At 58.2% G+C, this 20,462-nt stretch carries 16 protein-coding genes and 1 pseudogene; 2 read left to right on the top strand and 15 right to left on the bottom strand.

What is annotated here, in order from left to right:
* Positions 1-40: 40 nt before the first annotated feature.
* Positions 41-1,471 carry an alanine/glycine:cation symporter family protein gene (locus ACTG2G_RS05900; RefSeq protein ID WP_013724018.1) on the bottom strand — a complete coding sequence of 477 codons (1,431 nt, stop codon included), beginning with the start codon at positions 1,469-1,471 and terminating at the stop codon, positions 41-43.
* 701 nt (positions 1,472-2,172) lie between these two features.
* On the opposite strand from ACTG2G_RS05900, the gene tal reads away from it, so the two are divergent.
* Entirely contained in the window at positions 2,173-3,123 is a 951-nt protein-coding gene (tal, locus tag ACTG2G_RS05905; RefSeq protein ID WP_005338545.1) for a transaldolase, read from the top strand.
* A gap of 159 nt (positions 3,124-3,282) precedes the next feature.
* Positions 3,283-3,465, top strand: a complete 183-nt coding sequence (locus ACTG2G_RS05910) for a DUF3545 family protein (RefSeq protein ID WP_005338547.1) — start codon at positions 3,283-3,285, stop codon at positions 3,463-3,465.
* Positions 3,466-3,751: 286 nt separating this feature from the next.
* Here ACTG2G_RS05910 and accA read toward each other — a convergent pair whose 3' ends face one another.
* The 14 genes and pseudogenes from accA to frr form a co-directional block, all read right to left on the bottom strand.
* Positions 3,752-4,702 carry an acetyl-CoA carboxylase carboxyl transferase subunit alpha gene (gene accA / locus ACTG2G_RS05915; RefSeq protein WP_005338549.1) on the bottom strand — a complete coding sequence of 317 codons (951 nt, stop codon included), beginning with the start codon at positions 4,700-4,702 and terminating at the stop codon, positions 3,752-3,754.
* A gap of 15 nt (positions 4,703-4,717) precedes the next feature.
* Positions 4,718-8,197 (bottom strand): DNA polymerase III subunit alpha, encoded by a 3,480-nt coding sequence (dnaE, locus tag ACTG2G_RS05920; RefSeq protein ID WP_421386971.1) that lies wholly within the window; start codon positions 8,195-8,197, stop codon positions 4,718-4,720.
* Positions 8,198-8,235: 38 nt separating this feature from the next.
* On the bottom strand, positions 8,236-8,826 hold the full coding sequence (rnhB, locus tag ACTG2G_RS05925) for a ribonuclease HII (RefSeq protein ID WP_144714765.1): 591 nt from the start codon (positions 8,824-8,826) through the stop codon (positions 8,236-8,238).
* A gap of 119 nt (positions 8,827-8,945) precedes the next feature.
* The gene (gene lpxB / locus ACTG2G_RS05930) at positions 8,946-10,085 is read right to left on the bottom strand and encodes a lipid-A-disaccharide synthase (RefSeq protein ID WP_088869957.1); all 1,140 of its coding nucleotides are present in this window, start codon (positions 10,083-10,085) and stop codon (positions 8,946-8,948) included.
* Positions 10,078-10,869: an acyl-ACP--UDP-N-acetylglucosamine O-acyltransferase gene (gene lpxA / locus ACTG2G_RS05935; protein WP_201904712.1), complete on the bottom strand. Its 792-nt coding sequence runs from the start codon at positions 10,867-10,869 to the stop codon at positions 10,078-10,080. Before lpxA ends, lpxB begins: the two co-directional genes overlap by 8 nt.
* Positions 10,870-10,874: 5 nt before the next feature.
* Positions 10,875-11,336 (bottom strand): 3-hydroxyacyl-ACP dehydratase FabZ, encoded by a 462-nt coding sequence (fabZ, locus tag ACTG2G_RS05940; RefSeq protein ID WP_005338559.1) that lies wholly within the window; start codon positions 11,334-11,336, stop codon positions 10,875-10,877.
* Positions 11,337-11,360: 24 nt separating this feature from the next.
* Positions 11,361-12,380 (bottom strand): UDP-3-O-(3-hydroxymyristoyl)glucosamine N-acyltransferase, encoded by a 1,020-nt coding sequence (gene lpxD / locus ACTG2G_RS05945; RefSeq protein ID WP_042081138.1) that lies wholly within the window; start codon positions 12,378-12,380, stop codon positions 11,361-11,363.
* Between the two features lie 3 nt (positions 12,381-12,383).
* A complete protein-coding gene (locus tag ACTG2G_RS05950) occupies positions 12,384-12,896 on the bottom strand; it encodes an OmpH family outer membrane protein (protein ID WP_005338563.1) in 513 nt (170 codons plus the stop codon).
* 149 nt (positions 12,897-13,045) lie between these two features.
* Entirely contained in the window at positions 13,046-15,580 is a 2,535-nt protein-coding gene (bamA, locus tag ACTG2G_RS05955) for an outer membrane protein assembly factor BamA (RefSeq protein WP_320545314.1), read from the bottom strand.
* Positions 15,581-15,614: 34 nt separating this feature from the next.
* Entirely contained in the window at positions 15,615-16,967 is a 1,353-nt protein-coding gene (gene rseP / locus ACTG2G_RS05960; protein ID WP_040066584.1) for a sigma E protease regulator RseP, read from the bottom strand.
* A pseudogene (ispC, locus tag ACTG2G_RS05965) lies at positions 16,967-18,162 on the bottom strand (1-deoxy-D-xylulose-5-phosphate reductoisomerase). The gene rseP and the pseudogene ispC overlap by 1 nt, the downstream one beginning before the upstream one ends.
* A complete protein-coding gene (locus ACTG2G_RS05970; RefSeq protein ID WP_026034918.1) occupies positions 18,162-19,019 on the bottom strand; it encodes a phosphatidate cytidylyltransferase in 858 nt (285 codons plus the stop codon). Before ACTG2G_RS05970 ends, ispC begins: the two are co-directional and overlap by 1 nt.
* A 27-nt stretch (positions 19,020-19,046) precedes the next feature.
* Complete coding sequence (gene uppS / locus ACTG2G_RS05975; RefSeq protein ID WP_005338574.1) at positions 19,047-19,823, bottom strand: polyprenyl diphosphate synthase; 777 nt, start codon at positions 19,821-19,823, stop codon at positions 19,047-19,049.
* 72 nt (positions 19,824-19,895) lie between these two features.
* Positions 19,896-20,453, bottom strand: coding sequence for a ribosome recycling factor (gene frr, locus ACTG2G_RS05980; protein WP_005338576.1), 558 nt, complete (start codon positions 20,451-20,453; stop codon positions 19,896-19,898).
* Positions 20,454-20,462 lie beyond the last annotated feature (9 nt).

The raw sequence follows: 20,462 nt of genomic DNA on the forward strand, positions 1-20,462 counted from the left end.
CCCCTTCAGGTTTTAATCAAGAGGTTTGACTCACCGCTTGTTATTTTTTGGTCGGATTGTCCCAGATCCCCTCTTCCAGCTGGGAGCGGATCTCGGGGTATTTGTTGGCATCGAAGGTGGGCACCTTGCCCAGCCGGAGCTGGTCGTTGTAATCCTTCGCCAGCTTGATGGCAACGCTGGAGAGCAGCAGGATCGCCACCAGGTTGACGATGGCCATCAGCCCCATGGAGACATCCGCCATCGCCCACACGATCGGCAACTCACCCACGGCACCGAACATCACCATCCCCAGCACGAACACCCGGAACAGCATCAGGCCACCCTTGTGGTTGTGCTCGAGGAACACCAGATTGGTCTCGGCATAGGAGTAGTTCGCCACGATAGAGGTGAAGGCGAAGAAGAAGATGGCCGCAGCAATGAAAATGTTGCCACCGCTGCCAATCTGGGAGGAGAGCGCCCGCTGGGTCAGCTCGACACCGGTCACACCGGAGCCCGGCTCAAACTGACCGGACATCAGGATGATGGCGGCGGTACAGCTGCAGATGACGATAGTGTCCATAAAGACCCCCAACATCTGCACATAACCCTGGGAGGCCGGGTGCGGCGGATAGGGAGTGGCAGTAGCCGCAGCGTTGGGCGCAGAGCCCATGCCCGCCTCGTTGGAGAAGAGACCGCGCTTGATACCGTTGATCATCGCCTGGGAGATGGCATAACCGAGCGCACCCGAGCCTGCCTGCTCAATCCCGAAGGCGGACTTGATGATCAGCATGAAGACATGGGGCAACTCGGTGATGTTCATCGCCACGATCACCAGCGCCAGCAGGATGTAGGCCAGCGCCATAAAGGGCACCACCAGCTCGGCAAAACGGGCAATGCCACGAATGCCGCCGAAGATAATCAGGCCGGAGAGCGCCACCAGCGCCAGACCGCTGACCCAGTCAGGAATGCCAAACGCCACCTTCATCGCCAGACTGATGGAGTTGGCCTGCACCGCGTTGAACACCAGACCAAATGCCAGGATCAGGCAGAGCGAGAAGACCACCCCCATCCAGCGCATGCCAAGGCCTTTCTCCATGTAGTAGGCCGGGCCACCACGGTAGTTGCCATCCTCATCCTTGACCTTGTAGAGCTGGGCCAGAGTGCTTTCAACGAAGGCGGTCGCCATGCCGATAAAGGCAATCAGCCACATCCAGAAGATGGCGCCGGGGCCACCCAGATAGATGGCGACTGCCACACCGGCCAGGTTGCCGGTGCCGACACGGGCGGCAAGGCTGGTACAGAGGGCCTGGAAGGAGGAGATGCCCGCGTTGTCCGATTTACGACTGTTTTTCAGCACGGAAAACATGTGGCCAAAGTGACGGATCTGGATAAAACCCAGGCGGAAGGTGAAAAAGATACCGACCCCGATGAGCAGGTAGATGAGCACGGCTCCCCACATCAGGTCGTTTAGCATCGCAATCAAGGTGTCCATAATTCTCTCGTTGTTATTCACATCCATGGTCAGTCTGCGCTGACCGTTTTCTGTCTGTCGTTTAATTAGCGTTTCGCTAAAGGGGCGGAATCTAGCACAGCGGGAGAGCCCGGAATAGTGATCCCGGTCACGCGAGACACAAAAAACGAACGGTAAAAGCCCATAAAGCTCCATTTAAATCGCAAACTTTCAACAAACTCAATAATTCAATCAGACAGGCCACCATTAAGCCCCATAAGAGAACCATTTTGATATATCCCTGATGAGCTATGCGAAAACGCAAACGCTTGCATGAAATGGTTTTCAAACTGCGATATTTCGCCAAACGTTTTCGCTGTAATTAAATTTCAAGTACGTAGCGAGATAATTTATGTGATCGACGACACAAATATGGATATTGGCTAAAAAAGTTCAGCTGAAAGCAAACCGGAGCGAGGTCGGGAGGAAATGTAAAAAACCTTACTAATCATATAGTTTCAAGCCATAAAACGGGATAACTCAACAGCCTGAATGTTTAACAACCAAGCGCCCCTATTGCAGGATGCAGCACATCAGTATTAATTAGGCAGGCAATGACGATGGGCCGCCCCCATCGCGCTTTTCTGAGCCTGAGGCACCAAGATCCTGTAATTTTATTTCAGAACCACCGTCTCAAGCCCGCAACCCAGGGATTACTCCCTCATTAAGAGATGATATTCGCTATGGCCGATAAATTAACCCAGCTGAAAGCCCTGACCACTGTTGTTGCCGACACCGGTGATATCGAAGCCATCAAACGCTATCAGCCCATCGATGCCACCACCAACCCCTCTCTGGTTCTGAAGGCCTCCGAGATCCCCGAGTACGCTCCGCTGATCGAAGACGCCATCAACTGGGCCAAAGCCCAGAGCCAGGACAAGGCACAGCAAATCATCGACGCGGGCGACAAGCTGGCCGTCAACATCGGTCTGGAAGTGCTGAAGATCGTTCCGGGCCGTATCTCTACCGAAGTGGATGCCCGTCTCTCCTTCGATACCGAAGCCAGCATCGCCAAGGCCCGCAAGCTGATCCGTCTCTACAACGAAGCGGGTATCAGCAACGACCGCATTCTGATCAAGTTGGCCTCCACCTGGGAAGGGATCCGTGCCGCCGAAGTACTGGAGAAAGAGGGTATCCAGTGCAACCTGACCCTGCTGTTCTCCTTCGCCCAGGCCCGTGCCTGTGCCGAAGCCGGTGCCTTCCTGATCTCCCCGTTCGTGGGTCGTATCCTCGACTGGTACAAGGCCAAAAATGGCCGTGATTACACCGCCAGCGAAGATCCGGGCGTGGTCTCCGTCACCTCCATCTACAACTACTACAAGCAGCACGACTACCCGACTGTCGTGATGGGCGCCAGCTTCCGCAATACCGGCGAGATCCTGGAACTGGCCGGTTGCGACCGCCTGACCATCGGCCCGGCCCTGCTGGAAGAGCTGAGCAAGACCGAAGGCGCCGTGGTACGCAAACTGGACTACACCGGTGAGCGCAAGGCCAAACCGACCCCGATGACCGAAGCCGAATTCCGCTGGGAACTGAACCAGGATGCCATGGCTCACGAGAAGCTGGGCGAAGGCATCCGCATGTTCGCCATCGACCAGGGCAAGCTGGAAACCATGCTGGCAAGCCGCCTGTAATCGGTTCTTTTTTCTGATAAAAACCGGGCCCCTAACAAGGGGCCCGGTTTTTTTCATGGGCTTTTTTAGCGCTGTCATAGAGTCGTCACGAAAACGTTTTAATTTCAGATTCGTTATGTTATACGGGTGGTGAAAACGATAAAAACCAAGGAGGGAGCCATGGAAATGTTCAACTTCGATTATGACGAGGTGGTTGAACTCGGTTCGCGTAGCCGCGGGACAACGGGAAAAAAACGTAAATGGCGTGAAATCGAGGCGTTGAAAGACAAGCACCGCCTGCAGAAGGAGCTGCAATCCATCGATATCGCCTATGAAGGTCTTACAGACGAGATTGAACTGTAATACCGCCAGACACCTGTAAAAGCGCTCCGCATAGTCGGGGCGCTTTTTTATGCCGCTATCGGATGATCAAGCGGCTTGTCATGCCACCGCTAGCGATGCCAAAGGATGCTGCAGGCTACTGGCAGCCCTCACCAACGGTATGGTATACCAACCCTTCCTCTCACCCGCGAAGAGTGAGCAGCGCCGTTTCAGGGCGCGTTGGCACAATCACCGCAAGACAGGTCATCAGCAATAAAAAACCCCCATCGATGACGGGGGCCTGAATAGTCGGGGTTGACGGCAGCGCTTAGCAGTAGCCGTAGCCTAGCAGACGCTGGTAGCGCTGCTCCAGCAGTTGCTCGGTATCGAGCGGACGCAGGGCGTCCAGATCCTGCTTGATGCGGGCCTTGAGGTTTTTGGCCATCTTCTCCACATCGCGGTGAGCACCGCCGAGGGGCTCGTCGATCACGTGGTCGATCAGCTTGAGCTCTTTCAGACGCTGGGCAGTGATACCCATCGCTTCGGCAGCTACGGAGGCCTTGTCGGCACTCTTCCACAGGATGGAGGCACACCCTTCCGGCGAGATGACGGAGTAGGTGGAGTACTGCAGCATGTTGACCCGGTCACCCACGCCAATGGCCAGCGCACCACCGGAGCCACCCTCACCAATCACGGTGCAGACAACCGGCACGGTCAGACCGGCCATCACTTTCAGGTTGCGGGCAATCGCCTCGGACTGGCCACGCTCTTCGGCACCGACGCCAGGGTAAGCGCCCGGGGTGTCGATAAAGGTGATGATCGGCATCTTGAAGCGCTCGGCCATCTCCATCAGACGCAGGGCCTTGCGGTACCCTTCCGGACGCGGCATACCGAAGTTGCGCTTGATCTTCTCTTTGGTCTCGCGACCCTTCTGGTGACCAATCACCATCACCGGCTCACCGTCGAGACGGGCGATGCCGCCGACGATAGCCTTGTCATCGGCATAGGCGCGATCGCCAGCCAACTCGTCGAAATCGGTGAAGATATGCTCGATATAGTCAAAGGTGTAGGGGCGCTGGGGATGACGCGCCATCTGGGATACCTGCCAGGCACCCAGATCACCGAAGATCTTCTTGGTCAGCTCTTCGTTTTTCTTCTCCAGCCGGCGGATCTCGTCTTTCAGATCCACGGCGTGATTGCCTTCACTCACATGTTTGAGTTCATCAATCTGCGCCTGCAACTCGGCAATCGGCTGTTCAAAATCCAGAAAAAGACTCATAGGGCCTTAGAACCTCTAATCAAAAACCAATTCAACCCGCTCTCGTCCAAGCAGGACTCGCAAGTCATCTATCAGTTGATCGGTGGGCGTCACCCGCCACTCGGTACCGAGCGTCAATCGCACCCGGGAGCCGGGGCGACGATAGTTTACCTGAACCGGACAGACTCCGGCACGGGCGGGCTCCAAAATCTCGCACAAACGCGGGAAAAAGCGATCATCAATCCGCTGTTCATCGAGGGAGATGCGGATTGCTCTGGCAAAACGCTCCCTCGCATCGTTGATATCCAGTAATTCTCGAGCCGACATTTTAAGGCCACCGGAGAAGTCATCAAAGCTGACCTGTCCAGAAACCACCAAAATGCGGTCTTTTTGCATCAATTCTTCATATTTTTCCAGCGCTTCACTGAACAGGGTCACATCAAGGCGACCAGAACGGTCGTCCAGGGTGAAGATCCCCATCTTGTTGCCACGCTTGGTCACCATGCTGCGAGCCGCGATCACCAGCCCCGCCGCCGTGGTCACGGTATCGCGGGAGGTGGGATGCAGATCGCACAGGCGACCCGAGGTATAACGACGCAATTCGCTGCTGTACTGGTTGATGGGGTGGCCGGTGAGATAGAGCCCGAGGGTCTCGCGCTCCCCTTCCAGCCACACCTTGTCAGGCCAGTGCGGCACGTTGGCAAACGCCTTTTTGACGTCGTCAATCTCTTCGGTGAGCACGCCGAACATGTCGACCTGCCCCACTGCCTGCGCCTTGGCGTGCTGCTCGGCGGCGCGCATCGCCTCCTCCAGGGTCGCCATCAGGGCGGCGCGGTGGGGGCCGAGCCGATCCATGGCACCGGAGAGAATAAGCTTCTCCATCACCCGCTTGTTGAGCTTCTTGATGTCGACCCGGTTGCAGAAGTCGAACAGGTCGCGGAACGGGCCGTCCCGATCCCGCGCGTCCAGAATCGCGTCGATAGGGCCTTCACCGACCCCCTTCACCGCGCCGATACCGTAGACGATATGACCATCTTCATTGACGCTGAAGCGGTAGCGGCCGGTATTGACGTCCGGCGGGATCACGGTGAGCCCCATCCGCTGGCACTCGTCCACCAAGGTCACGATCTTGTCGGTGTTGTCCATATCGGCGGTCATGACCGCCGCCATGAACTCGGCCGGGAAGTGGGTCTTGAGCCAGAGGGTCTGGTAGGAGACCAGCGCATAGGCGGCGGAGTGCGACTTGTTGAAGCCGTAGCCCGCAAACTTCTCCACCAGATCGAAGATCTTCATCGCCAGTTCGCCGTCGACGCCATTCTTGATGGCGCCCTCTTCGAAACCGGCCCGCTGCTTGGCCATCTCCTCGGGCTTTTTCTTACCCATCGCCCGGCGCAGCATGTCCGCACCACCGAGCGTGTAGCCCGCCAGGGTCTGGGCGATCTGCATCACCTGCTCCTGATAGAGGATGATGCCGTAGGTGGGTTCGAGGATGGGCTTGAGGCTCTCGTGCTGCCACTTCTCGTCCGGATAGGAGATGGCTTCATTACCGTGTTTGCGGTCGATGAAGTTATCCACCATGCCTGACTGGAGCGGGCCCGGACGGAACAGGGCCACCAGTGCGATCATGTCTTCGAAGCAGTCGGGGCGCAGCCGCTTGATGAGGTCCTTCATACCGCGGGATTCGAGCTGGAATACCGCCGTGGTCTCGTAGCGCTGCAGCAGGTCGAACGACTTCTTGTCATCAATGGGGATGGCGGCGATATCGACCGGCGGCTTGCCCTCTTTGGCAAGACGCGGGTTGATCATGCCGAGCGCCCAGTCGATGATGGTGAGCGTTCGCAGACCCAGGAAGTCGAACTTCACCAGACCGGCGTACTCCACATCGTTCTTGTCGAACTGGGTGACCGGGTGATGACCCTCGTCATCGCAGTAGAGCGGCGCAAAGTCGGTGATCTTGGTGGGCGCGATCACCACGCCACCAGCGTGTTTACCGGCGTTGCGCACCACCCCTTCCAGGCGGCGGGCCATATCGATGAGGTCTTTGACCTCCTCATCCTGCTCGTAAAGCTCGGGCAGCTTGGGCTCGGCCTCGAACGCCTTGGCCAGCGTCATGCCCGGATCCGGCGGGATCAGCTTGGAGATGCGGTCGACAAAGCCGTAAGCGTGGCCCAGTACCCGGCCCACATCCCGCACCACCGCCTTGGCCGCCATGCTGCCGAAGGTGATGATCTGCGACACCGCCTCCCGGCCATACATGTCGGAGACGTGCTCGATCACCTCGTCGCGCCGATCCATGCAGAAGTCGACGTCGAAGTCGGGCATGGATACCCGCTCGGGGTTCAGGAAACGTTCGAACAGCAGGTCAAATTCCAGCGGATCCAGATCGGTGATCTTGAGGGCGTAGGCCACCAGAGAGCCAGCACCCGAGCCCCGGCCCGGACCAACGGGAATGCCGTTGTCCTTGGACCACTGGATAAATTCCATCACGATGAGGAAGTAACCCGGGAAGCCCATCTGGTTGATCACTTTCAGCTCAACATCGAGGCGCTCGTCATACTCGGGACGGCGCTCGGCCCGCACCGCCGGATCCGGGAACAGAAACTCGAGACGCTCCTCCAGACCCTCTTTCGATTTGGCCACCAGAAAATCTTCGGTAGTCATGTCGCCGGTCGGGAAGTTAGGCAGGAAGTATTCGCCGAGACGCACCGTCACGTTGCAGCGCTTGGCGATCTCCACCGTGTTTTCCAGCGCTTCGGGGATATCGGCAAACAGCTCGGCCATCTCCTCCTGACTGCGCAGGTACTGCTGGGGGCTGTAGCGACGGGGGCGGCGTTTGTCCATCAGGGTATAGCCATCGTGGATGGCCACCCGGATCTCGTGGGCGTCGAAGTCATCGGCGTTGAGGAACACCACCTCGTTGGTGGCGACCACCGGCAGCTCGAACTCGGTGGCGATGGCCACCGCCATGTGCAGGTAGACCTCTTCGTCGGGTCGACCGGTACGCAGCAGTTCGAGGTAGTAGGCATCGGGGAAGTGGGTCTGATAGAAGGCAACACACTGCTCGGTCATCTGCCGGTTGCCCTTGAGCAGGAACTTGCCCACATCCCCCTCGCGGCCGCCGGAGAGGACGATCACCCCCTTGGCGTGTTCGGCGAGCCAGCTCTTGTCGATGACCGGCCGCCCCTGCACATGGCCGCGCTGGTAACCGCGGGAAATAAGCAGGGTGATGTTCTGGTAGCCGTCGTTATCCATGGCGAGCAGGGTGAGACGGAACTGCTCGTCGCCGAGCTCATCGCTCTGCACCCAGAAGTCTGCCCCGACGATGGGCTTGATCCCCTTGCCGTGGGCGGCACCATAGAAACGCACCAGACCGCACATGTTCATCTGATCGGTCAGCGCCAGCGCCGGCATGTTGTTGGCCGCCGCAGCCCCGACGATGGGATTGATCTTCTGCAGGCCATCGACCATGGAGAAGTCGGAGTGGACTCGCAGGTGGATAAAACGGGGGTCAGCCATCGTCATCTCCTCTCGCTGCTCAAACTAAATGGCATGGTCTACTCGATCCCCAGTGCGCGGCGCACCGGTTTGAAGCTCTTGCGATATTCGGGCAACGGGCCGCGCTCGGCCAGAATGGCGAGATGCTCCGCAGTCGGATAGCCCTTGTGGCGGGCAAAACCATACTCGGGATGACGGCTGTCCAGCTCGGTCATCTCCGCATCTCGGGTCACCTTGGCGAGGATCGAGGCGGCGCTGATGGCGGCCACCAGGCTATCGCCCTTGACCACGGCGCGCGCTTCCATCGGCAATGCCGGGCAGCGGTTGCCATCGATAAAGACCAGCTCGGGGGTGACCTTCAGTCCCGCCACGGCGCGCTGCATCGCCAGCATGGTGGCATGCAGGATGTTGAGCTCGTCGATCTCCTCCGGAGTGGCGCGACCGATGGCCCAGGCGAGCGCTTTCTCTTTGATCTCGTCAAACAACGCCAGCCGCTTCTTCTCGGAGAGCTTCTTGGAGTCGTTGAGCCCCGCGATCGAATTGGCGGGATCGAGAATGACCGCAGCGGTGACCACATCACCCACCAGGGGGCCACGGCCCACTTCGTCCACACCGGCAACCAGCTTGTCGTCAGGAATATCGATCATCATCTTGTAGCCTTGAATCAAAACAGGCCCCGCGGGGCCTGACAGGAGTCGACTGGCGCCGCATCACCGCTAGGAAAACGGATGAACGGGCTGCGCGGCGCAATCGACGGTCCGAAATAGCGTTATCTGCCGAGCAGATCCGCCACCGCATCGGCGGCCTGCGAGTCGGCATTGCAGCGGATCAGCTGGTGCAGCTCGGTGAAGGTGTTGACCAGCGCACTGTTGTCGTGCTCGAAGTACTTGCTCACCTCTTCCACCAGATTCTCCGGGGTGCACTCGTGCTGGATGAGTTCCGGCACCAGCATGCGACCGGCGAGCAGGTTGGGCAGAGAGACAAATTCGGTCTTTACCAGTCGCTGGGCCAGCCAATAGCTGAAGGGCTTGAGCTTGTAGCCCACCACCATCGGCTTTTTCACCAGCATGGCTTCGAGCGCCGCGGTGCCGGAGGCCAGCATCACCACGTCGGCGGCGATCATCGCCTCGCGCCCCTGCCCTTCCAGCAACACCATCTCGAGATCCGGTGCCACTTCAGCCTTGATGGCCATGAATTGCTCACGCCGTTTCTGGTTGACCAGCGGCACGATAAAACCGAGATCCGGATAGCGCACCGTCAGGTGTTTGCACGCTTCGAGAAACAGAGGGGACATAAAGCCCACTTCCGCCGTGCGGCTGCCCGGCAGTACCGCCAACCAGCGGCGGTTGGCATCGATACCCAGCTTGCGACGCACGGCAGCCTGATCCGGCACCAGCGGAATGTCATCCGCCATGGTGTGGCCAACAAAACGACAAGGGGCCTCGAAACGGTCGTAGAAAGCTTTCTCGAACGGCAGGAAGGCGAGCACCATGTCGGTAGCGGCCTTGATCTTGTGAATGCGGTTCTGGCGCCAGGCCCACACCGAGGGGCTGACATAGTGAACCGTCTTGATACCGGCGCGGCGCAGTTTCAGCTCCACTCCGATATTGAAATCCGGTGCATCCACGCCGATGAAGATATCGGGCGGATTGGCAATAAAGTGGTGCAGCAGTTCGCGACGAACCTTGAGGATGCGCGGCAGACGGCCCAGCACCTCGGTGATCCCCATGACGGAGAGCTCTTCCATCTCGAACAAGGCCTTGACGCCGAGGGCCTGCATCCGCGGCCCGGCGATCCCTTCGAACTGCGCATCCGGGTAGCGGGCTTGCAGCTCGCGCACCAGACCGGCAGCCAGAATGTCACCGGAGACCTCTCCGGCGACGATACCGATACGAACCGGATCAGGCACGGATGATCCCGCGCTCGTTATCTCTGAGGAAGTCCACATAGAGCTGGACGGCCGGTTCGGCTTGCGCCATCTCAATCAGCACAGGCAGCACCTCTTCGATGGTCTTGCCAGAGCGGAAGATCTCTTTGTAGGCACGCTTGACGGCAGAGATGGCCTCGGCGCTGAAACCGCGGCGACGCAGACCTTCGGAGTTGACCCCGAACGGTTTGGCGTAGTTGCCGGCGGCCATCACGTAAGGCGGCACGTCCTTGTTCAGGGCTGCGCAGCCACCGACGAAGGCGTGGGAACCGACGCGGCCGAACTGGTGAATGGCGGAGAGACCACCGAAGATCACGAAGTCACCGATCACCACGTGGCCCGCCAGGGTCGCATTGTTGGCGAAGATGCAGTTGTCACCGATGATGCAGTCGTGGGCAACATGAACGTTGACCATGAACAGGTTGCCGCTGCCCACCTTGGTCAGGGATTGATCCTGAATGGTGCCGCGGTGGAAGGTGCAGTTCTCGCGAATGACGTTGTTGTCGCCAATCTCGAGGAAGGTGCGCTCACCGGCGTACTTCTTGTCCTGGCAATCCTCACCGATGGAGGTGTGCTGGAAGATCTTGTTGCCGCGCCCAATCTTGGTCGGGCCCTTGATCACCACATGGGAACCTACCCAGGTGTTGTCACCGATTTCCACCTCGGCGCCGATGACAGAAAAGGGGCCGATTTCAACCCCTTTACCGATCACGGCAGACTCATGGACGATGGCAGTATCGTGAATGATGGCAGTCTGGTCGATCACGTGTGTTAAACCTCGCGTTTGGCGCACATCAGCTCGGCGGTACAGACCACTTCACCGTCGACAGTGGCGACACCGGTGAACTTGGCAATACCGCGACGCTCTTTCAGGAACTCCACGTCGAGCACCAGTTGGTCACCGGGGCCGACCGGACGCTTGAAGCGAGCGTTGTCGATTGAGGCAAAATAATAGAGTTCGTTGGGAGACGGCTTGCCCACCATGGTAAAGGCCAGGATACCGGTGGCCTGTGCCATCGCTTCCAGGATCAGTACACCAGGGAACACCGGCTTGGCCGGGAAGTGCCCCTGGAAGATCGGCTCGTTGAACGAGACGTTCTTGATGGCGCGCAGGGTTTTGCGCTCATCGCTGATCTCGTAGTCGTCTACACGATCCACCATCAGGAAAGGATAACGGTGGGGCAGCAGATCCATGATTTCCTGGATACCCAGGCTCTTCTTTTCAGTAGTCAAAACAGTACCCTATACCAATCGTGATTATTCTTGATCCAGCTTCTTCTCAAGCTTGCTTAACCGCTTGTGCATCTCTTCGATACGCATCACCCGGGCGGCGGTCTTGCGCCACTCTTTATTGGTTTGCAGAGGGATGCCAGAAGAGTAAACACCGGGCTCGGTAATGGGTCGCATCACCATGGCCATACCGGTGACGGTGGCCTGGTCGCAGATCTCCATATGCCCGTTAAAGACGGAAGCGCCGCCAATGATACAGTATTTGCCGACCTTGAGACTACCAGCCATCACGGTGGAGCCCGCCACGGCGGTGCCGTAACCGATCTCCACGTTGTGGGCGATCTGGCACTGGTTGTCGATGATGACGTTGTCAGCGATGCGGGTATCTTCCAGTGCACCGCGGTCAATGGTGGTACAGGCACCGATCTCGACCCGGTTGCCAATGGTCACGCCGCCGAGCTGTGGGATCTTGATCCACTCGCCACGCTCGTTGGCATAACCGAAACCATCGGCCCCGATCACTGTGCCGGATTGAACCAGACAGTCGGTGCCCATGGTCACATTGTGATAGAGGGTGACGTTGGCCCACAGCCGGGAGCGCGCTCCCAGCCGGGTATTTTTGCCAACAAAACAGCCCGGGCCAATGCGTACATCGTCACCCAGCACGACGCCGGATTCGATCACTGCATTGGCGCCGATGGCCACTCTCTCGCCCAGTTGCACGTCAGCCGCGATAACGGCGCTCGGATGGATATCCATGGCCGGCTGCGGGGTGGTGTCCAGCAGTTGGGCTACCCGGGCAAAGCCCACATAGGGGTCTTTGAGCACCAGGGCATTGGTGGGACAAAATGGCAGATCCGCTTCGGTAATGAGCACGGCGGTCGCCTTGCTCTGCTCCAGATAGTGCCGGTACTTTTTGTTGGACAGGAAGGTGATATCCCCCTCCCCGGCCTTTTCCAGTGTCGCTACCTTGCGGATTTCCAGGGTTCCGTCGCCATGGACCTGGGCCCCCAGTTGCTGGGCCAGCTGTGCGAGAGTGAATGCCATCAATTAGTTGCTCTTGCTTACCTGAGAAATAACCTGGCCGGAGATGTCCAGCTTGCTGGCGGCATACGGGGCGGCATTGCGCTCCAGCACCAGATCGTAACCATTGCTCTTGGCGATGGAATCGATGGCAGCCTGCACCTTGGTCAGGATCTTGTTGCGCTCTTCGGACTGACGGCGACCGTTGTCCTGCTCAAAGGCTTGACGCTTCTGGTTGAACTCCATCTGCAGCTTGGCCAGCTTCTCCTGGTTCTGCTTCTTCTGCTCGGCGCTCATGAAGGCTTCATCCTTGCGGAACTTCTCGACCAGCTTCTGGCCTTCCTGTTCCAGCTTCTGCAGCTCACGCATACGCGGCTCGAATTCACCTTTCAGCTTGGCTGCAACGGCTTCACGCTGGGGCAGCTTTTGGAAGACTTCGCCCATATCAACCACGGCGATCTTGGTCTCAGCGAAGGCAGAACCCATGCCGGCAGCCATCAGTGCAAAGCTCAAACCAGCTACTTTCAACGCTTTATTCACACTTACTCCTTGTTCCCTCATGGCGAGGGCTACCTGATTTACCCGATTATGCAAGCGGCGTTAGGACCGTCTTGTTACCTGGTGAGGCACGCATACCGCGCGTCCCATCATTGAAGACCCCCACCGCATGGGTGGGGGCGAAACTCTGCTTAGAAAGTACGACCGATGTTGAAGGAGAAGAACTCGGTACGATCCCCTTCGTATTTCTTGATCGGCTTGGCCAGGGCGAACACCAGCGGGCCCATCGGCGAGAGCCACTGCAGGGAGACACCGGCAGAGACCCGGATATTGCCCGGACTGGAGTAGTCCTGGCTCACATAGCTACAGTTAGCATTACCGCTAGGATCGCAGGTATAAGCACTGTTGGCAAAATCAGTGCTCCAGACGGTACCGGCATCAATAAATGCGGTGGTACGGATCTGCGGACGATAGGTCTCGGAAACGAACGGGGTCGGGAAGACCAGCTCCAGTGAGGCGACGGCCAGAGCATTGCCACCGACAGAAGTATCCGAGCCCTCGTAATTGCCGGTCTTACAAGGTTGATTGCCAGTACAACCGTTTTTACCTAGAGGGTTATAGGTCGCATAGATAGCCTTGGGGCCTATGGTGTTGCTCTTGAAGCCACGTACTGTATCGAAACCACCCGCATAGTAGTTCTCGAAGAACGGCAACATGGAGTCGTCGCCATAGCCGTTACCGTAGGAGACACGGCCCTTGCCGATCATCACCCAGCTGTGATCCACATCGAGCGGGAAGTAGTGGGCATCTTCGGCGGAGAGCTTGTAGTACTGCAGCTCCATGCCCGGCACAGTCACCTTGGCGTTCACTCGTTGACGCTCACCGGCGGTCGGAAACATCCCCTTGTTCAGGGTTGAACGGGTCCAACCAGCGGTGAGGTCGACTGTCACGAACTCAACACTATCCTCACCCTTGGCATAAAGATCCCAGAACTGATCCATCTGCACTGACTGACGGTTGTCATTCCATTGGTTATAACAATTGTTGTTCTCGTCAACGCCATCAGAACCGATACACTCCTTGAATTTTGCCTCATTAAATGTCGGTCGGCTGAGCTTGGAGCTTTCAATACCGGTACTGAAGTCGAGACGGTTGAACTCGTTGACCGGGAAGCCGCTGGAGAGACGAAAACCGATGGTTTCGTTCTCGTAATCGACGATATCGGCATCATCGGCGCGGAACTGGTTGTAGTAGACCCGACCACCCAGGCTGACACCATCCACGGTGAAGTAGGGGTCGTTGTAGCTCAGGTCAACGTTCTTGGAGTAGTCGTTGGTGCTGGCGTTGATGGAGACCTTTTTACCGGTACCCATAAAGTTGTCCTGGGAGATCCCCGCCTGCAGGCTCAGACCCGATTCGGTACCGTAACCGATACCGGCGTTGATGGAGCCTGCTGGCTGCTCCTTGACCTTGAAGTCGAGGTCAACCAGGTCATCGTTGCCCGGCACCCGCTTGGTGTCCACTTCGACGCTCTCGAAGTAGCCAAGGCGGTTGAGACGGCTCTTGGACTGCTCGATGTTGTCGGAGGAGAGCCAGGTGCCTTCCATCTGGCGCATCTCGCGACGCAGCACCTGATCTTCGGTGGTGGCGTTACCGCTGAAGTTGATATTGCGCACATAGACACGGGGGCCCGGCTCAACGTTGACGATCAGCTCTACTTCCTTGGTTTTGTCATTGATCTGCGGGAAGGTGACCACTTTCGGATAGGCGTAGCCGTAGCGGCCGAGGAACTTGGAGAGCACCTCTTCGGTATGAGTCACCTGGCTGGCGGAGTAGGTGCTGCCGGCAGCGATCGGGATCAATCCCTTCATCTCGCCACCGCGGTCGATCAGGTCACCCTTGAGCTGGACACCGGAAACCTTGTACTGATCCCCTTCCTTGATGTTGAGGGTAACGTAGACGCCCTTCTTGTCGGGGGTCATGGAGACCTGGGTAGACTCCTGCTGGAAGCGGATATAACCGCGGTCCATGTAGTAGGAGCGCAGGGTCTCGATATCACCAGCCAGTTTCTGCTTCTGATAGCGCTGGTCGGCGGTAAAGTTCCACCAGGGCACTTCGTCGCGCAGGGAGAGCTGGGCAATCAGCTTCTCTTCAGGGAAGACGCTGTTGCCGACGATGTTGATCTGCTGGATCTTGGCCGCTTCCCCTTCCACGAAGGTGAACTTGAGGTCGACCCGGTTGCGCGGCAACGGGGTGACGATGGCCTTGACCTTGGCGGAGTATTTACCCACGCCATAGTAGAAATCTTCGAGTCCCTTCTCGAGGGAGGTGAGTACGGTGCGATCCAGCGGATCACCCACACGAATACCGGAGGACTCCAGACTCTGGGTCAGTTGCTCCTCTTTGATATCCTTGTTGCCGGCAAACTCGATGCTGGAGATGGTCGGACGCTCCTTGACCATCACCTGCAGCACCTGGCCATCACGGTAAACCTTCACATCCTCGAAGTTACCCGAGGCATAGAGCTTTTTGATGGCGCTGGCCAGAGCCACGGAGTCGACGGTATCACCGACCCGGATCGGCAGGTTCAACAGTGCGGCACCCAGGGTCACCCGTTGCAGACCTTCGACCTGGATATCTTGCACCACAAAAGAGGCAGGGGCCGCCTGGGCCAGGAAACTGGCACCCAGCAGGCAACTCAACACCAATGCTTTTTTAACAGCCATTTTGTTCTTATGTGTCCTTGTTGATGCTCTGGCCTCAGAGGCGAGCGAAATCGTTAAACAGCGCAATGCCCATCAATAACATCAGAATGGCGGCGCCGATCCTGAAACCCACTTCCTGTATTTTCTCTGATACCGGCTTGCCGGTGACCGCTTCGATCAGGAAATAGACCAGATGGCCACCATCGAGCACCGGCAGGGGGAACAGATTGATAATCCCCAGGTTGACGCTGATCAGCGCCAGAAAACTCAAGAAATAGACCAGACCATAGTCGGCACTGCTGCCGGCGCCCTTGGCAATGGAGATGGGGCCACTCAGGTTATCCAGCGACACGATGCCACCGATCAACTTGCCAATCATGTCAAAGGTGAGTGTGATCAGGCTCCAAGTCTTGTCCGCGCCATGCCACAGCGCCTGCAAAGGCCCATACTGTAACAGAATTCGATATTCATCCGGTAATGGAACCAGTTGTGGCGAGAGACCGACGAATCCTACCAGCTTGCCCTGCACCTTGCGGCTATCCGGGGTCAGGGTCACGTTGAGAGCGCTGTTGTTGCGCTCAACCACCACTTGCAGGGGTTCGCCCGGTGCCTGTTGCACCAACTCGACAAACTGGGCCCACGCGGTAATAGGCTGATCGCCGACCTGTTTGATACGGTCACCGACCTGCAGCCCCGCCTTTTCACTGGCACTCTTGGCCACCACGGCAGCCACGACGGGCAGCACTTTGCCACTCAGGGGGACGATCCCCAAGCTACCGATAGGCGACTCTTTATCCGGATCGAAGGTCCAGCCGGTCAGCGACAAGGTTTTATCGGTGGCATAGCTGGTATTGGGTGCCTGCACCTTGAGAGTCACAGCATCATCACCCAGATGGCTGATAAGGGCGTAAGTGACGCTCTCCCAGTCACCGGTCTGCTCATCGCCGACCCCGACAATCTCCATCCCCGGCAGCACACCCGCCTCGGCCACGATGGATGCCGGACGCACTTCACCGATCACCGGCTTGACGCTCGGCACCCCGATGATAAACATCAGCCAGAGGGCGAACAGGGCAAAGACAAAGTTGGCCATGGGGCCTGCGGCGACAATCGCCATCCGCGCCCAGACACTCTTGTGGTTGAAGGCATACTGCTCGTCACCGGGCTTGAGTTCATCGACCCGGCCATCGAGCATCTTGACGTAACCACCGAGCGGGATCAGCGCCAGCACATATTCGGTGCCATCTTTACCCATCCGGCGCCAGATCGCCTTGCCAAAACCGATGGAGAAGCGCTCAACCTTGACGCCACAACGACGGGCCACCCAGAAGTGACCAAACTCGTGCACTGCGACCAGCAGGCCCAGCGCAACAACAAAGGCACCGATATTCCACAACACACCGCCCATCAGCCAAGCTCCTCAATCAAAGTGTGAGCACGGGCTCTTGCCGCACCGTCCAGGGCAAACAGATCATCGAGTGAACCGACTGCGCTGCTCTCCAGCGCCAGCATCACTGCCTCGTTGATCCGGGCAATATCCATAAAGCCGATGCGCCCGGCCAAGAAGGCGGCAACCGCCTCCTCGTTGGCCGCATTGAGCGCAGTGGTCGCCGCTTGTCCCTTCTGGCAGGCATTGATGGCCAACGCCAGACAGGGGTAGCGATCGTAATCAGGCCGGATAAAGCTGAACTCTCCGACACTGAAGAAATCCAAAGGTTCCACACTGGAGGGGATGCGATTGGGATAAGCCAGCGCATGGGCGATGGGGGTACACATATCCGGATTGCCAAGCTGAGCCAGCACGGAGCCATCCTTGTACTGCACCATGGAGTGGATCACCGACTGCGGGTGGATCACCACCTGGATCTGCTCGGGCGCCGCATTGAACAGCCAGCGTGCTTCGATGTACTCCAGCCCTTTGTTGATCATGGTGGCGGAGTCGACCGAAATCTTGGCCCCCATCGACCAGTTGGGATGAGCGATGGCCTGCGCCGGCGTCACCTTCGCCAGCTCGCTGATCTCGGTGTAACGGAACGGGCCGCCAGAACCGGTGAGCAAAATCTTGCTGATCCCCGCCGCCGCCAGATCGCAAAAACCGGGCTGGCGCTGCACGGCGGTCGGCAGACACTGGAAGATAGCATTGTGTTCGCTGTCGATGGGCAGCAGCTCGGCGCCATGTTCGCGCACGGCTTCCATGAAGAAAGCACCGGACATCACCAGCGCCTCCTTGTTGGCCAGCAAAATTCGCTTGCCGGCACGTACCGCGGCCATAGTCGGGGCCAGTCCGGCCGCACCGACGATGGCGGCCATCACGCTATGGGTGTCGGGGTGAGCGGCAACCTCGCAGAGGGCTGCTGCACCAGACATGACCCGGGTCGCACTGCCGTGCGCTTTCAGACGGGCAGCCAGTTCACGGGCGGCATCCTCATCGACCATCACGGCAAAACGGGGGAGAATTCGAGGCAGTCCCGCAACATGGCATCCACGTTGCGGGCGGCGGTCAACGCCAACACTTGCCAACTGCCCGGGTTATGGCGCAGCACTTTCAAGGTACTCTGACCGATGGAGCCGGAGGCCCCCAGAATAACCAGTGACTTGTGCATCAAAACTCCTGACTGAGTAGCAGATAACTGAGCAGAAACACCGGCAGGGCGGCGGTCAGGCTGTCGATCCGGTCGAGAATGCCGCCATGACCCGGCAACAGGGTGCCGGAGTCCTTGATGCCCGCTTCGCGCTTGAACATGCTCTCGGTCAGATCGCCGAGTACGGAGGCCAGCACCGCCAGCAGAGAGCAAAACAGCACGGTGATCATCTTGGCAGGAACAAATCCCATCGACCAGGTGACACCGATGGCCAGCAGGCTGGCGGTAAAGAGGCCGCCACACATCCCTTCGATGGTTTTGCCCGGACTCACAGCCGGTGCCAGCTTGTGCTTACCGAACGCCTTGCCGAAAAAATACGCGCCAGAATCTGCCGCCCAGACCAGTCCCATCACGAACAAGAGGATCCAGGCCCCCATCATGGGGTCATGGTAAAAGTTGTAACCACGGATAGCGACCAGCGACCAGAAGAAGGGAACCAGGGTCACCAGACCAAACAGCGACTTGAGCCAGATAGACTCTTTCCACAGCTTGGCGCTTTGGGGATAGCGCAGCACCAGCAGCAGACCCAGCAGCCACCAGCTTACCGCTGTCCAGAGCACGCCCATCACGAGGGGGTGCAGGTGGGGCGTCCAGAGTTGCTCCACCGGCAGCCAAAAGAGGCTGGCACCGAGCAACAGACAAAATACGATGGGCAACCATTGTTGCGGAGCAGCAGAGACAAACCCACTCCATTCGCGACTGGCCAACAAAAACACCAGCGCAGCCAACAGGGCAAAAAATTTCAATGGCAGAAAGAAGAGCGCCCCCAACACCAGGGGGATCAACATCAAAGCAGTAATAATTCGTTGTTTTAGCAAAAGAAACCTCTCTCTTGGGAGCGGGGTTTAGCCGGTCTGCTGCTCGGCGATCAATTCCCGTATCTGTTCACCCGTGCAACCGAAGCGACGCTCGCGGGCAACGAAAGAGGCGACCGCCTCACTGAACTCGGCCTCGTTGAAATCGGGCCACAATACCGGGGTAAAATAGAGCTCGGCATAGGCGAGCTGCCATAACACAAAGTTGCTGATGCGATGATCGCCACCGGTGCGGATCAACAGGTCCACGGGTGGCAGATCGGCCATGCAAACCTCACGGGTCAACATGGATTCATCAATGTCGTCAGCGGCCAGTTCACCGGCCGCCACTGCTTTAGCCAGCTTGCGGGCCGCCTGGGCGATATCCCACTGGCCGCCATAGTTGGCCGCAATGTTCAGGGTCAACCCCTTGTTATTGGCGGTCAAGGCTTCCGCCTTGGCGATTTTGGCCTGCAACCGCTCACTAAAGCGAGCAGTATCGCCAATCACCTTGAGCCGGATCCCGTTGTTGTGCAGTTTCTGCACCTCACGACCCAGCACTGTGATGAACAGTTCCATCAAGGCACTGACCTCCCCTTCCGGGCGGCGCCAGTTCTCGCTGGAGAATGCAAACAGGGTCAATGCCTCGATCTTGGCACGCGCAGCAAAGGTAACGGCCTCGCGCACTGACTTGACGCCCGCCTTGTGGCCATAAACCCGCATCTTGCCTCGGTTCTGGGCCCAGCGACCGTTACCATCCATGATGATGGCGACGTGACGGGGTAAAGACGAGTTGGCACAATCACCCAACGCAGCCAAAAGCGACATGTAATTCTCCCACAAAGACAAAAGCGCCGTGCAGGGGCACTACACGGCGCTCGTAATATACCTTTCAGACGGTTAGATTTCCATTAGCTCCTTCTCCTTTACGGCAAGGGCCTCATCGACCAGCTTGATGTAGGAGTCGGTCAGTTTCTGGATCTCTTCCTGGGCGCGACGGTCGTCGTCTTCGGAGATCTCTTTGTCCTTCAGCAGCGCTTTCAGATCGGCGTTGGCGTCACGACGGATGTTGCGCACGGCAACACGGGCGTTTTCCGCTTCGGCACGGACAATCTTGGTCAGGTCGCGACGGCGCTCTTCGGTCAGCGGCGGCAGCGGCACGCGCAGGGTCTGGCCATTGCTGGACGGGTTCAGGCCCAGATCGGAGGTCAGGATCGCCTTCTCTACCGCCTGGATCATGGAGCGGTCAAAAATGGAGATGGAGAGGGTGCGAGCATCTTCTGCCACGACGTTGGCCAACTGTTTCAGCGGAGTGGCAGCACCGTAATACTCAACCTGGATACCGTCGAGCAGGCTCGGGTGAGCGCGGCCGGTACGGATCTTGGACATTTGAGTCTTGAGCGCTTCTACGCTCTTGCCCATACGGTCCTTGGCGTCGTTTTTAATCTCGTTGATCACAGTGGTTTT

It is taken from the genome of Aeromonas sp. 55A, assembly GCF_051919665.1.
Lineage (GTDB): Bacteria > Pseudomonadota > Gammaproteobacteria > Enterobacterales > Aeromonadaceae > Aeromonas > Aeromonas veronii.